Origin of the sequence: Streptomyces sp. RKAG290, from assembly GCF_023701695.1 — a bacterium.
Lineage (GTDB): Bacteria > Actinomycetota > Actinomycetes > Streptomycetales > Streptomycetaceae > Streptomyces.
The window spans coordinates 5,765,359-5,779,717 of record NZ_JAJOZC010000001.1; the positions used below are offsets into that span (position 1 = coordinate 5,765,359).

The window sequence follows — 14,359 nt, forward strand, 5'->3', positions numbered from 1 at the left end:
TGGGATCGCCGAACGTGAGAAACCGGTAAGAAGCGGTCCGGCCGCTGTGTTCGGGCGGCACAAGTTGCCGTAGGGTCGCCTGAGTCCAGGCGCAGGGGAGCGCGGACAGCCGACGACGGGGAGGGCCCACACGTTATGGCAGCGCAATTCGGTCGCCGACTGCGCAGAGGGGCGACCACCACTGCGGTGGCCGCGGCCGCTGTGGCAGCACTCTCCGCCTCACAGGCCCCCGGCTCTCCGCTGGTTGCCGCCGACGGGGATCAGCCGACGTCCGGTTCGACCCCCTCGGACGACAGTGCGGCGTCCGGCAACTCGCCGTACTTCACGGACCTGCCGCCGCTGACGACGCCCAACAAGCCCGGAACGTCCACCGATCTGCCCGCGACAGGCAGTGCGGAATCGGGCATACCGGCCTCTATCCTCGCGGCGTACAAGAAGACCCAGCAGACCCTCGCGGGCACGGATGCGGCCTGCCGACTGCCGTGGCAGCTGCTCGCCGCGATCGGCAAGGTCGAGTCCGGCCAGGCCCGCGGCGGCCGGGTCGACGCGCAGGGCACCACGGTCTCCCCGATCCTCGGCCCGGCCCTCAACGGCCAGGGTTTCGCCCTGATCAAGGACACCGACAACGGCGCCTACGACGGCGATTCGACGCACGACCGCGCGGTCGGCCCGATGCAGTTCATCCCGTCCACCTGGGAGACCTGGGGCCAGGACGGCAACGCCGACGGCCGCAAGGACCCCAACAACATCCACGACGCGGCGCTCGCGGCCGGCCGCTACCTCTGCGCCGGCAACCGCGACCTGTCGCTCGCCGCGGACCTGGACCGGGCGGTCCTGAGCTACAACCACTCGGACGAGTACCTGCGCACCGTCCGCTCCTGGTTCGATTACTACAAGCGCGGCACCCACGAGGTTCCGGACGGCACCGGCGTCCTGCCGGCCGACAACGACACGGGCGTCGGCCCGGTCACCGGCAGCCCGGACCCGACGACGTCGCCCTCGCCCTCCCCGTCGCCGCACCCGCCGCACGGTACGGACAAGCCCAAGCCCCCCTCGAAGCCGAGCCCCGGCCCGACGAAGCCGGGCGGCCCGGCCGGCAAGCCCACGACCCCGCCGCCGTCCCCCGGCCCCACGCCGTCCCAGACCCTGGCCGGAGTGCAGAACGCGGGCACCGGCCCGCTGACCGCCACGGCGGGCGAGGCCTTCGCCGAGCGGATCAAGGTACGGGCGAGGAACGGCCTCGGCGGACCGCTCGCCAAGGTGTCCGTCACCTTCACCGTCACCGGTGACACCGACGCCGCGTTCGACGGCGGGAAGCGCACCGTCACCCTCGCCACCGGGGCGGACGGCACGGTCACCGCGCCGGTGCTGAAGGCGGGCGAGAAGACGGGCGAGTTCACCGTGCGGGCGACCGCCACCGGCACCTCGCTGCCCCCTGTCAGCTACACCGCGAAGGTCACCGCCCGGCAGGCGGACGCGATCGCCAGGACCGGCACCACGAAGCTGACCGCGGCGCCCGGCGCCACGTTCGCCGACATCGCGGTCAAGGCCACGTACAAGGACGCGGCCGCCCACGGCGTCGCCGTCACCGCCACGATGATCACCGACGACGAGAAGCCCGTCGAGAACGACAAGGGCCCGTACTTCGAGGACGCGGACGGCAAGCCGGTCCGCACCCTCACGGACCTGAGCACCGACGCCGACGGCAAGCTCGTCCTGCCGAAGGTGCACGCCGACGGCGCCGCGGGCACGTACAAGCTGCGCCTCACCACCGAGGGCGGCGCCACCGTCGTCATCGAGCTCACGGTCGAGGCCCCCGCGGCCTGACCGGACAGCCACGGAGAACAGCCCCTTCGCCCGGACCCGGGCGAAGGGGCTGTTCCGCATGCGGTGTGCGGCGACCCGCTGCCGGCATCGAGCGGTCAGGCGCGGAGGTGGATCGGACGCGACCGCCCGGAGGCGCTCGGCGTTGCGGGGCACAGCGCCCGATCCGCCAAGGCCCCGCTGCCGCACGGCGTCCTGAACGCCTCGGCCCTCCGCGGAAGTCTTCCGGCTCCGGTCGGAGGGCTTCAGGTGTTCTCATCTCGCGCCCCGGTTGCTACGGTGCCCCAGCCCTGACGCCCCATCAGTTACGCGTTCCCGGGAGGCCCCGCATGCGTGCCCTGGTCGCCGCCGCCATCGGACTGGCCGCCGCCCTCGCCCTGGTGCTCACCATCAGCGCGGTGGGCGCCCCACCCGGCGAGACCTCGCCCGAGCCCCTGCTCACCACCGTCCCGGGCCCCAAGAACTGACCGTCCGCACCACTGACCGTCCGCACCACGCAATGCAGAGGGAGGACACCCCATGCGCCGCCGAGCCGGTCTCGTACTCCTGGCCTTCGCCGTCTTCTTCGCAGCGCTGTCACCGCTGCTGCGCTGGTACGCCTTCCCGCGGCTCGCGAAAATCCCGCCGAACCAGTACCAGGAGACGGTGCTGGAGGCGAAGCCCGCGACGCTGCTCGACTACAGCACCCTCAAGGCCGAGAAGGTCGCCAAGGTCACCATCGTGCAGACCCTCAAGGGCAATGTGGAGGAGTCCGAGAAGATCGAACGCAGCGCGGGCCGTGACGTCGTGGTCTGGGACTCGCTCTCCTACGTCCAGGGCCCCGACGGCAAGATGGTCTCCCGGATCCCCGAGCGCTACATCTTCGACGCGCACAGCCAGGCCCCGTCCACGCCACCGGAGAAATGGTCGACGGCGACCCGGTCAGCCGCGAGGGCATCGAGTTCAAGTGGCCCTTCCTCACCGAGAAGCGCGACTACGAGTACTTCGACGCCCAGACCCGCACGAGCTCGCCCATCCACTACAAGGGCACCCGCACCTTCCGCGGCCTGGACGTCTACTACTTCGAGCAGACCGTCCCGTGGACCAAGGTCCCCATGCCGAAGACGATGCCCATCAAGGGCATCACCCCGCAGCAGATCGCCAAGACCGGCATGACCCGCTGGTACACCACCAAGCGGATGTTCTGGGTCGACCCGGTGACCGGGGCGCCGGTCAACGGCGAGGAGATCCACAAGGAGGAGCTGCGGAACGCCAAGGCGATGGGCATGTCCCAGGACACCGTCACCGCGTTCGCCGGCCACGTGAAGATGCGCGAGGACTACGTCACCTCGATCGTCGGCCAGGTCAAGTCCCAGCGGCTGCTGATCCTGCTCCTGACCTCGTACCTGCCCTGGGGGTTCCTGGTGCTCGGCGGCGGGCTGCTGGCGCTCGCGCTGTGGCTGGAGGCCCGTTCCCGGCGGCCGGGCGAACCGCGGCCGCACACCGCACCGCGCCCCGTCCCGGACCCGGCACCTACTCCCGCCTGAGCCGGGCCTTGGTGAACCGGGTCGCCTCCACCGTCGTCGGGTCCTCGGGCCACGGGTGCTTCGGATAGCGGCCGCGCAGCTCCGCCCGCACCGCCCGGTAGCCCTCCTGCCAGAACGACGCCAGATCCGCCGTCACCGCCGCCGGGCGGCCGGCGGGGGAGAGCAGATGCACCAGCACCGGCACGCCGGCCACCCGCGGGGTCTCCTGGAGGCCGAACAGCTCCTGGAGCTTCACCGCGAGGACCGGCTGCGCCCCGCCGTACTCCACCCTGATCCGTGAACCGCTCGGCACCTCGATCCGTTCCGGAGCCAGCTCGTCCAGCCGGGCCGCCTCACCGGTCGCCCACGGCAGCAGCCGGCGCAGCGCCTGCCCGGCATCGATCCCGGCCAGGGCGGAGCGGCGCCTGGCCCGCGACAGTTCGGGCTCCAGCCACTCCTCGGTACGGCCCAGCAGCGCCTCGTCGGACACGTCCGGCCAGGGCGCGCCCAGCTCCCGGTGCAGGAACGTCAGCCGCTCCCGCAGCTGCCCGGTGTCCCGGGTCCAGCGCAGCAGGCCCAGACCCTCCTGCCGCAGGCCCTCCACCAGGGCCTCGCGGACCAGGGCGGGGTCGGGCTGCTTCAGCGGCCGCGCCGACAGCTCGACGGCGCCGAGCCGCTCCACCCGCCTGGCCACCACGTCCCGGCCGTCCCAGCGCACCTCCTCGCCCGCGAACCGCAGGTGTCCGGCCGCCAGCCGCGCGGTGTCCTCGTCGATCACGGCGGCGAGCCGGACCTGCGCCGACGCCGCGTGCGCCGGACGGTCCGCGACCGCGACCGCCAGCCACGGGGCGCTGCGCAGCCGGGAACCGTCCCGGAGCTCCGCGCCCGTGCCGGACGCCATCAGGAAGGTCCCTTCGCCGCGGGCCCGCGCGACCCGTTCCGGGAAGGCGAGTGCCGCGACCAGGCCGACGGCGGCGTCGTCCGGACCGGAACCGCCGGACGTGGCGCCCTTGAGGGAGGACGACAGCCGCCGCACCTCCTGGCGCCAGCGGGCCGCGTAGCCGTCCTTGCCCTGCCGGGCGGTGCGCAACGCGGCGGCCAGATCGTCCCCGTACTCGCGCGGCGGTTCCTCGCTCAGCAGCGCGACGACCTCCGCGGCCCGCCGTCCGCCGACCGAGGCCGCGCCGTCCAGCAGCGCCCTCGCCAGCCGCGGATGCAGTCCCAGCCGGGACATCCGCGCGCCCCGCTCGGTCACCCGCCCGTCCGCCCCCACCGCGCCGACCGCCGTCAGCACCTCGCGGGCCGCGGCCATCGCACCGGCCGGCGGTGCGTCGAGCAGGGCGAGGCCGGTCGCGTCCGGATCGCCCCAGCATGCCGCCTGGAGTGCGAACGCGGCCAGGTCGGCCACCTTGATCTCCGGGGACGGGAACCGTGCGAGCCGCCCGTCCTCCGCCTGCTCCCAGCAGCGGTAGACGGCCCCTGGTGCCTCGCGGCCCGCCCGGCCCGCCCGCTGCCGGCCCGCCGCCTGCGAGGCCCGTACCGTCGTCAGCGCGCTCAGGCCGCGCGCGTGGTCGGTGCGCGGCTCCCTGGCCAGCCCCGAGTCGACGACGGTCCGCACCCCCGGCACGGTCAGCGACGACTCCGCCACCGAGGTCGCCAGCACCACCCGCCGCTCCCCGGACGAACCGGCAAGCACCGCGTCCTGCACCGCCGCGGGGGCCCGCCCGTGCACCTGGAGCACCTCCGCCGCCACGCCGGACAGCTGCCCGGCCACCCGTCCGATCTCGCCGACCCCGGGCAGGAAACACAGCACGTCCCCGTCCCGCTCGGCCAGCGCCCGCCGCACCACCGAGGCGACATGGGTCAGCAGCGCCGGGTCCACCCGCATCCCGTGCGGCGGCCGCACCGGCCGGACCGGCGGCGCCCACACCACCTCCACCGGATGCGACACCCCCTGCGCCTCGACCACGGGTGCGTCGCCGAGCAGCCGCGCCCAGCCCTGCGCGTCCGTCGTCGCCGACGCGGCGACCAGCCGCAGATCGGGCCGGATCGCCGCGCGTACGTCGAGGAGGAACGCGGCCACCGTGTCCGCGTCCAGATGGCGCTCGTGGCACTCGTCGATGATCACCACGTCGATGCCGGCCAGTTCCTGGTCGCGCTGCAGCCGCTGGAGCAGCACCCCGGTCGTGACGACCTCGACCACGGTGTCCGGGCCGACCACCCGCTCCCCGCGCACGGTGAAGCCGACCCGCTCGCCGGTCCGCTCGCCCAGCAGCCAGGCCATCCGCCGCGCCGCCGCGCGGGCCGCGATCCGCCGGGGTTCGGCGACCACGACCCGGCGCCGCGGCCCGTCCCCGGTGAGCCCGGCCAGGACGAGGGGGACGAGGGTGGTCTTGCCGGTGCCGGGCGGTGCGCACAGCACCGCGACGCCACGGTCGTCGAGCGCCCGTCGCAGTGCGGGCACGGCGGTGCGGACGGGCAGCTGGTCCAGTGCGTCGGTGCGGATCACGCCCCCAGTCTCGTACTCCCTGGGCCGGCCCCCTCACCGGAGGGCGCTCAGTAAGGGCGCTCAGTCCCGCTCGCACACGAAGATCGCGGTTCCCGGGATCAGGTTGCCGCGCAGCGGCGACCAGCCGCCCCACTCCTGGGTGTTCCAGGCGGGCCACTCCGGCTCCACCAGATCGACCAGGCGGAAACCGCCCGCCACCACGTCCCGCACCCGGTCACCGAGCGTGCGGTGATGCTCGACGTAGACCGCGTCGCCCTGCTCGTCCTGTTCCACATAAGGGGTGCGGTCGAAGTAGGAGGCGGCGACGGAGAGGCCTTCGGGGCCCGGCTCGTCGGGGAACGCCCAGCGGACCGGATGCGTGACGGAGAAGACCCAGCGGCCGCCGGGCCGCAGCACCCGGTGCACCTCGCGGAACACCTGGACCGGGTCGGCGACGAACGGCACCGCCCCGTAGGCGGAGCAGGCCAGGTCGAAGCTGTTGTCGCGGAAGGGCAGCACCCCGGCGTCCGCCTCGACCAGGGGGACGCCCCCGCCGATCCGCAGCGCGTGCTGGAGCTGGCGGTGCGAGAGGTCCAGGGCGACCGGGCGGGCCCCCTGGGCGGCCAGCCAGCGGGAGCACTGCGCCGCGCCCGCCCCGATCTCCAGGACGTCCAGGCCCTTCAGGTCGTCCAGCGGGCCCAGGAGTCCGGCCTCCATCTCGTCGAGGCCCTCCGGGCCCCAGACGAACCGGTCGTCGCCGAGGAAGGTCCCGTGCTCGATCTGGTACTCGTCGGCGTTGCTGTTCCACCAGCCGCGGCTGGCCCGGCTGCTCTCGGCCTCGCCGGCGCTGCGGCGCGTCACCTCGGGTTCGGTCCGGTCGGTCTCTTGGCTCATCGTGCCCGTCGCTGTAGTTTGCCTTCACCCCCGTCGCACGCGGTGTGCACCGCGGGACCTGGGGGTACGGAACCCGTGTGTCCGGAACCCGTGGTTCGGAACACCATCGTGGCCGATGTGGCCTCGGTGAACACGAGTTGTGCCGGGTATGGGGCGTTCCGCCCCTGGTGTGCGCCTTCGCGCATTGACCCTGCCCTGCTGCCCCCGTATGCTACAAGTTGCGCTGCGAGCCTGCGCGCCTCAGACCTAGCAGGCCGCGCTCGCATCTGTTGTATGTCCCCTCGGTTCACGAGGCGCCTCCCGCTCGCGGGATCGGCGCTTCCCAGGCTGTCCGGCTTCTGCAGAGGCGATACGGGCTCACGGCGTAGCAGTAACTTCGACTCACTGTCCGTACCGGAGCCCTTTCCCACATGACGAGCAGCACCGAGACCACCGCCACCACTCCGCAGGTTGCGGTCAACGACATCGGCGACGCGGACGCGTTCCTCGCGGCGATCGACGAGACGATCAAGTACTTCAACGACGGCGACATCGTTGACGGTGTCATCGTCAAGGTTGACCGCGACGAGGTCCTCCTCGACATCGGTTACAAGACCGAAGGTGTCATCCCGAGCCGCGAGCTCTCGATCAAGCACGACGTCGACCCGAACGAGGTCGTCAAGGTCGGCGACGAGATCGAGGCCCTGGTTCTCCAGAAGGAGGACAAGGAAGGCCGCCTGATCCTCTCGAAGAAGCGCGCTCAGTACGAGCGTGCCTGGGGCACCATCGAGAAGATCAAGGAAGAAGACGGCATCGTCACCGGTACCGTCATCGAGGTCGTCAAGGGTGGTCTCATCCTCGACATCGGCCTCCGTGGCTTCCTCCCGGCGTCGCTCGTCGAGATGCGTCGTGTCCGCGACCTCCAGCCTTACGTGGGCAAGGAGCTCGAGGCCAAGATCATCGAGCTGGACAAGAACCGCAACAACGTGGTCCTGTCCCGCCGTGCCTGGCTCGAGCAGACCCAGTCCGAGGTGCGCCAGACGTTCCTCACGACCCTGCAGAAGGGTCAGGTCCGCTCCGGCGTCGTCTCCTCGATCGTCAACTTCGGTGCCTTCGTGGACCTGGGTGGCGTCGACGGCCTCGTGCACGTCTCCGAGCTGTCCTGGAAGCACATCGACCACCCCTCCGAGGTTGTCGAGGTCGGCCAGGAAGTCACCGTCGAGGTTCTCGACGTGGACATGGACCGCGAGCGCGTCTCCCTGTCGCTCAAGGCGACGCAGGAAGACCCGTGGCAGCAGTTCGCCCGGACGCACCAGATCGGGCAGGTTGTTCCCGGTAAGGTCACCAAGCTCGTTCCGTTCGGTGCGTTCGTGCGCGTCGACGAGGGCATCGAGGGCCTGGTCCACATCTCCGAGCTGGCCGAGCGCCACGTGGAGATCCCGGAGCAGGTCGTCCAGGTCAACGACGAGATCTTCGTCAAGGTCATCGACATCGACCTCGAGCGTCGTCGCATCAGCCTCTCGCTGAAGCAGGCCAACGAGTCCTTCGGTGGCGACCCGGCCTCGGTCGAGTTCGACCCGACGCTGTACGGCATGGCCGCGTCGTACGACGACCAGGGCAACTACATCTACCCCGAGGGCTTCGACCCCGAGACCAACGACTGGCTCGAGGGCTTCGAGGCTCAGCGCGAGGTCTGGGAGACCCAGTACGCCGAGGCGCAGACGCGCTTCGAGCAGCACCAGGCCCAGGTCATCAAGTCCCGCGAGGCCGACGAGGCCGCTGCTGCCGAGGGCGCTGCTGCCCCGGCCAGCGCCCCGGCTGCCTCGGGCGGCAGCGGTGGTGGCGGCGGCGGCTCCTACTCCTCGGAGTCCGCGGACAACTCCGGCGCCCTGGCGTCGGACGAGGCCCTTGCTGCCCTGCGCGAGAAGCTGGCGGGCGGCCAGAGCTGACGCTCTGACCCTCCGGCCGGTCATCGGCTGCGGTAGATGAAAGTGAGGCCCGCTCCCTTCGGGGAGCGGGCCTCACTCGTTTCCGCAGCGGGCCGCCAGGGTCTTTCGTTCGGATCAGGCCGGATCAGGGTGCGGCGCCGGGGCACGCGAACCCGGCATGATCCGAACGAGAGGCCCTACGGGGTCACGGAGATGTTCGTGAGGCCCTTGCCGCCCGTCACCGTGTTGCTGCTGTACACCGTCGTCGGGCAGCTCGTGCTGTAGTTGGTGACGTTGAACGCGAGCTGTCCCGTGCCCGACGCGCCGGACAGGTCCGAGGTGTTGTCGCGGAAGACGGTCCCGCAGCCCCAGCCGCTCTGCTGGGTGTGCGTCTCGTAGCCGTTGTTGGTCGTACGGGAGCCGTGGTTCCCCTCCACCAGGACGTCGTTGCCCTTCACGTCGACCCAGGAGTCGTCATAGTTGGCCCCGGTCAGCCCGGTGCCGTCGAAGGTGTTGCCGACGATCCGCGCACCCGTGGTGCCCTCCTTGATGTCGACGTTCTCGCCGCCGACGTCCGGGCCGATCGTGTTGTCCAGGATCTGCACCCGGTCGCTGTTGTCGGACAGGTCGCCCGCCGTGCCGACGTAGACGCCCTCACCCATGCCCCGGCCGTCGTGCCCGGTGTCGTAGATCCGCGAGTTCCTGAGGACGCCTTCGCTGCTGGACTTGCGGAAGTGGACGCCCTCCATGTCGAGATCGTGCACGGTCACCGAGTCGATGACGACGCCGTCCGCGCTGTCGGCCATGATGCCCTTCTGGCCGCCGGAGACGGTGAGGCCCCGCACGGTCCAGTACGAGGCGCCGTTGAGGTACAGCCCGTAGCCGCCGCCGGCGGTGAGCACCGCCCCGGCGGAGCCGGTCAGAGTGATGCGCGCGCCGGCCGTACCGGGGACGGTCGCCTTGAAGTTGCCGGTGTAGGTGCCGTCCGCGAGATGGATCGTGTCGCCGGGACGGGCAGCGGTGAGGGCGGACTTGAGCTGGGCGGCGGTGGTCACCTCGATGACCGCCGGGGCGTCCGCGCCGGCCGCGGCGAAGGCCGGGCCGCCGGTGGCGAGTGCGACGGCAAGCAGGGCGGGGAGCAGCGTGCGGGTGCGCATGGGGGTGCCTTCCCGTCGAGGGGTTCAGAGAGTTCTCGTACATGAATGTCGGGCGAGATCCTGAACTTGCTGCCCAGTGACGGTAGGGACGGGTCGAGGCCATGTCAAGGTCTGGACCAATGTGGGCGGTGGTCGCGGGCGCGGTGAACGGAGAGAAACATGTGGGATACACGAGTAAGTGATGGCTCGTAACACACCCTTGCCAGGATCCCGGCAACCTCAATATCCGAACGGGAGCCGGGACATGAACCAGACCTCGCACCACTCGTCCGTGACGCCGGGCGACAGCCGTCGCACCTTTCTGCGCAACGTCGGGCTCACCGGCGGGGCGGGTGCCATGTTCGCCACGATGGGGGCGCTCGGCCTCGCCCCCACCGCCCAGGCCGCAGGCCGCGAGCCGGCCTTCCGTGCCCCCAGCAAGGGCGACTTCAGCCTGACCGGCAGAGGTGCGGCCAAGGTGGTCGTCGTCGGCGGCGGCATCGCCGGCCTCGCCGCCGCCTACGAACTGGGCAAGGCGGGTTACGACGTCACCGTCCTGGAGGCCCGCGACCGTACGGGCGGCCGCAACTTCACCGTGCGTGGCGGGGATTCGACCACCGACATTCACGGCAACCGCCAGACCGCACGGTTCAGCGAAGGCCAGTACATGAACTGCGGACCTGGCCGGATTCCGCAGTGGATGGTCACCCTCGACTACTGTCGCGAACTCGATGTTCCCATCGAGGTGTTCACCAACGTGAACGCCAACGCCTATATCTACAACGAGAAGGCGGGCATGAAGGCCCCGGTGCGCTACCGCACCGCAAAGGCCGACGTGTACGGCTACGTCGCCGAACTCCTCTCCAAGGCCACCGACAAGGGGGCGCTCGACCGGCAGATCACCGCCGACGACCAGGAGCGGCTGATGGAGTTCCTCAAGGACTTCGGCGACATCGGCGACAGTCTCGGCTACACCGGCAGTCCTCGGCGCGGCTACCGCGTGGACCCCGCGGCGGCGGGCACCCGGGCGAGGAACTCGGCTCCGTACCCTCCGCCTCCGAGGTCTTCGCCAGTGGCGTCGGGCGCTACTTCGCCTTCGAGTTCGAGTACGACCAGGCGATGCTGATGTTCCAGCCGGTCGGCGGCATGGACCGGATACCCGCCGCGCTCACCCGGGCCGTGGGCGAGCGCAGGATCCGCACCGGAGCGGCCGTCACCGAGATCACCGACACCGCCCACGGCGTCACCGTCACCTACACCCAGTCGGGACGCACCCGCAGCATCGAGGCGGACTACTGCATCGCCGCGCTGCCGCCCAACATCCTGGCCAAGACGGCCCACAACCTCGGCCCGGACGTCCAGAGCGCACTGGAGGGCTGCAAGCCGTCCTCGGCCGGCAAGATCGGTCTTGAGTACCGGAGCCGCTGGTGGGAGAGCGACCACCGGATCTACGGCGGCATCACCGAGACGGACATGGACCTCTCTCACATCTGGTACCCGTCCTACGGCCACCAGGGCAGGCGCGGCACCCTCATCGGGTACTACAACACCGGTTCCAACGCCGACGCCTACGGTGCCCTCACCCCGCGGGAGCGGGAGGCGCGGGCCGTCGCCCAGGGGGTGAAGATCCACGGCGAGAAGTACCGCACGGAACTCGCCACGTCCTTCTCCCACCACTGGCGCCAGACCCCGCACCTCGAGGCCTCCTGGCACTCGCTGTCGGGCGGACCCGACGCCCCGGCCTTCGCGCCGCTCAACAAGGCCGCAGGGCGGGTCTACTTCGCCGGCGACTACCTGAGCTACGCCGACGCCTGGCAGCACGGCGCGTTCACCTCGGCACGGAAGGCGGTCACGGCACTGCACTCGCGGGTACTTGGGTAAACACCTTGTGAAGGGGCACGGGCGGGAATGCCTGTGCCCCCCGGGACGTTCTTCTTCAGGAACACAAGGAGGAGCGGTAACCGTGGCTGATCCGCAGAGTTTGTACGAATGGGAGCCGAAGGGCCTGGCTGTCGTCGACATGGCGCTTGCCCAGGAGTCGGCCGGCCTGGTCATGCTCTACCACTTCGAGGGATACATCGACGCGGGTGAGACCGGTGAGCAGATCGTCGACGGTCTGCTCGAATCGCTGCCGCACCAGGTCGTGGCCCGCTTCGACCACGACCGCCTCGTCGACTACCGCGCACGGCGGCCCCTGCTGACGTTCAAGCGTGACCGCTGGTCGGCGTACGAGGTCCCGACGCTGGACGTGCGTGTGGTCCAGGACGCGACCGGGGCGCCGTTCCTGCTGCTGTCCGGGCCGGAGCCCGACGTGGAGTGGGAGCGGTTCGCCGCCGCCGTCGAGCAGATCGTCGAGCGGCTCGGCGTGCGCCTCGCGGTCAACTTCCACGGCATTCCGATGGGCGTCCCGCACACCCGGCCCGTGGGCGTCACCCCGCACGGCAACCGCACCGACCTCATGCCCGGCCACCGCAGCCCGTTCGACGAGGCCCAGGTACCCGGCTCCGCCGAGGCCCTCGTCGAGTACCGGCTGATGGAGGCCGGACACGACGTGCTCGGTGTCGCCGCCCATGTGCCGCACTACGTCGCGCGCTCCGCCTACCCCGACGCCGCCCTCACCGCGCTGGAGTCCATCACCGCCGCGACCGGCCTCGTCCTGCCGGCCATCGCCCATGCGCTGCGCACCGAGGCGCACCGCACCCAGACGGAGATCGACCGCCAGATCGGCCAGGGCGACGAGGAACTCGTCTCGCTGGTCGAGGGCCTTGAGCACCAGTACGACGCGGTGGCGGGCTCCGAGACCCGCGGCAATCTGGTCGCCGAGCCGGTGGACCTGCCCTCCGCCGACGAGATCGGCCTCGAATTCGAGCGGTTCCTCGCCGAGCGGGAGGGCGACAGCTGACGCCCGCGTCCGCCCGTCCCGCGTCGTCGGCCACCGCTCCGTGCCGGCGACGCAGGGCGGGCGGTCCGCCGCCGCGGGGCGGGAGCGCCGACGGCTGACGAGGACGCCGCGAGGTGCGGCGCCGGGGCGGACGGGCCCGGCATGATCCAGACGAGAGGCACTAGGCTGCCGGCCATGCTGAAAGTGGGCCTGACCGGTGGTATCGGCGCCGGCAAGAGCGAAGTGTCACGGCTGCTCGTCGGCCACGGAGCCGTCCTCGTCGACGCCGACCGGATCGCACGCGAGGTCGTCGAACCCGGCACCCCCGGGCTCGCCGCGGTCGTCGAGGCGTTCGGCACCGGCATCCTGGCCCCGGACGGCACCCTGGACCGGCCGAAGCTCGGCTCGGTCGTCTTCTCCGACCCCGAGCGCCTCGCCGCTCTCAACGCGATCGTCCACCCGCTGGTCGGTGCCCGCTCGGCCGAACTGGAACGGGCCGCCGGCCCCGAATCGGTGGTCGTCCACGACGTCCCCCTCCTCACGGAGAACGGCCTCGCACCCCTCTACGACCTGGTCGTCGTCATCGATGCCGCCCCCGGGACCCAGCTCGACCGTCTCGTGCGGCTGCGCGGGATGACGGAGGCGGACGCCCGCGCCCGGATGGCGGCGCAGGCGACCCGCGAGCAGCGGCTCGCCGTCGCCGACCTCGTCATCGACAACGACGGACCTGTCGAGGCGCTGGAACCGCAGGTCCGCAAGGTCTGGTCGGAGCTGGTGCGGCGGACCACGGCGGCCTGACCCGACCGGAATACCGGGCGCCGGAGCGACGTTCACACCGGCGTGGCCGAGGGAAGGATGCGACTGTGCCCGAGAGGAACCCGGAAACCCACGTCATAGACTTCCGCGCGGCCGAGCAACTGCTGGCCGCGCGCGATCCCAGGGGCGCCGTCAAGCTGCTCGACTCGGTGATCGCCTCCCATCCGGAGAACACCGCCGCCCGGCTGCTGCGGGCCCGGGCCTTCTTCGCCGCCGCCCAGCTGCGCCCGGCCGAGCTCGAATTCGAACTGGTCCTGGAACGGGAACCGGACAACGCCTTCGCGCACTTCGCCCTGGCCCGCACCTTCGAGCGGGCCGGTCATCCGGAGCGGGCCACGCGCCACTTCCGGCTGGCCGCCGCACTCGACCCGAACCCGGAATACCTGAGGGCGGCCCGCTTCGACGCGGAGGGCTGAGGCCCGCTGCCGCCCCCGTCAGTGCCCGTACCGTCGCCGTCCGCCACGATCCGGTTCGTACGGCGGGACGGAGCGGCCCGGCTGGTAGTGCGGGCCCCGGTGGATGTGGTGGATGATCACGGTCAGGTCCACCAGGACCAGCACGAGCAGCACACCGCAGGCGGCCGCCCAGCCCGGCCGCCCGGTCAGGGTGAAGGCCGTCAGGCCGAAGACGGCCCAGGCCAGGCCCCACAGACTCAGCCAGAGCCGCAGCCGCAGGGGGCTGCGTGCAGTCGTCGGTTCACTACCGGTGCGCATGGCGATCGCCTCCACTACCAGCATGGACCCGCGACGGGGCATTGCTGCGGGCCGACGGGGACAGGGGGCTTCGGCGCGGTGGCCGTGATCCTCGCGAACCTCCGCCCGCGCCCGCCCGGCACCCGGAACCACCCCCGCCGGCGATCCGTGGCGGCGCGGACCCCTTGCGTGCCGGACGGCGTATACCCCGTGCCT

Annotated in this window: 10 protein-coding genes and 2 pseudogenes; 8 read left to right on the forward strand and 4 right to left on the reverse strand. The window is 71.6% G+C overall.

Annotation, left to right across the window (positions count from 1 at the left end):
* Nucleotides 1-135: 135 nt before the first annotated feature.
* The 3 genes and pseudogenes from LNW71_RS25395 to LNW71_RS25405 all read left to right on the forward strand — a co-directional run bounded on the left by LNW71_RS25395 (nt 136) and on the right by LNW71_RS25405 (nt 3,350).
* On the forward strand, nt 136-1,827 hold the full coding sequence (locus LNW71_RS25395; protein WP_250970346.1) for a lytic murein transglycosylase: 1,692 nt from the start codon (nt 136-138) through the stop codon (nt 1,825-1,827).
* 326 nt (nt 1,828-2,153) lie between these two features.
* Complete coding sequence (locus LNW71_RS25400; RefSeq protein ID WP_250970347.1) at nt 2,154-2,291, forward strand: SPW_0924 family protein; 138 nt, start codon at nt 2,154-2,156, stop codon at nt 2,289-2,291.
* A gap of 52 nt (nt 2,292-2,343) precedes the next feature.
* A pseudogene (locus LNW71_RS25405) lies at nt 2,344-3,350 on the forward strand (DUF3068 domain-containing protein).
* On the opposite strand, the gene hrpB reads toward LNW71_RS25405, so the two are convergent.
* Both hrpB and LNW71_RS25415 read right to left on the reverse strand, forming a co-directional pair.
* Nucleotides 3,337-5,838 carry an ATP-dependent helicase HrpB gene (hrpB, locus tag LNW71_RS25410; protein ID WP_250970348.1) on the reverse strand — a complete coding sequence of 834 codons (2,502 nt, stop codon included), beginning with the start codon at nt 5,836-5,838 and terminating at the stop codon, nt 3,337-3,339. The pseudogene LNW71_RS25405 and the gene hrpB sit on opposite strands and share 14 nt — an antisense overlap.
* Before the next feature lie 60 nt (nt 5,839-5,898).
* Nucleotides 5,899-6,711 (reverse strand): class I SAM-dependent methyltransferase, encoded by an 813-nt coding sequence (locus LNW71_RS25415; protein ID WP_250970349.1) that lies wholly within the window; start codon nt 6,709-6,711, stop codon nt 5,899-5,901.
* A 410-nt stretch (nt 6,712-7,121) separates the two neighbouring features.
* On the opposite strand from LNW71_RS25415, the gene rpsA reads away from it, so the two are divergent.
* Nucleotides 7,122-8,639, forward strand: coding sequence for a 30S ribosomal protein S1 (gene rpsA / locus LNW71_RS25420; protein WP_250970350.1), 1,518 nt, complete (start codon nt 7,122-7,124; stop codon nt 8,637-8,639).
* A gap of 176 nt (nt 8,640-8,815) precedes the next feature.
* Here the strand turns inward: rpsA and LNW71_RS25425 are convergent, their stop codons facing one another.
* Nucleotides 8,816-9,775 (reverse strand): right-handed parallel beta-helix repeat-containing protein, encoded by a 960-nt coding sequence (locus tag LNW71_RS25425; RefSeq protein ID WP_250970351.1) that lies wholly within the window; start codon nt 9,773-9,775, stop codon nt 8,816-8,818.
* A gap of 337 nt (nt 9,776-10,112) precedes the next feature.
* Between LNW71_RS25425 and LNW71_RS25430 the strand changes: the two are divergent.
* The 4 genes and pseudogenes from LNW71_RS25430 (at nt 10,113) to LNW71_RS25445 (ending at nt 13,867) form a co-directional block, all read left to right on the forward strand.
* Nucleotides 10,113-11,635: pseudogene (locus LNW71_RS25430) on the forward strand (flavin monoamine oxidase family protein).
* Nucleotides 11,636-11,717: 82 nt separating this feature from the next.
* Nucleotides 11,718-12,656, forward strand: a complete 939-nt coding sequence (locus LNW71_RS25435; protein WP_250970352.1) for a PAC2 family protein — start codon at nt 11,718-11,720, stop codon at nt 12,654-12,656.
* Between the two features lie 174 nt (nt 12,657-12,830).
* A complete protein-coding gene (coaE, locus tag LNW71_RS25440) occupies nt 12,831-13,433 on the forward strand; it encodes a dephospho-CoA kinase (RefSeq protein ID WP_250970353.1) in 603 nt (200 codons plus the stop codon).
* A gap of 65 nt (nt 13,434-13,498) precedes the next feature.
* On the forward strand, nt 13,499-13,867 hold the full coding sequence (locus LNW71_RS25445) for a tetratricopeptide repeat protein (RefSeq protein ID WP_123469365.1): 369 nt from the start codon (nt 13,499-13,501) through the stop codon (nt 13,865-13,867).
* An 18-nt stretch (nt 13,868-13,885) separates the two neighbouring features.
* Here the strand turns inward: LNW71_RS25445 and LNW71_RS25450 are convergent, their stop codons facing one another.
* Complete coding sequence (locus LNW71_RS25450; RefSeq protein ID WP_250970354.1) at nt 13,886-14,164, reverse strand: DUF6343 family protein; 279 nt, start codon at nt 14,162-14,164, stop codon at nt 13,886-13,888.
* Nucleotides 14,165-14,359 lie beyond the last annotated feature (195 nt).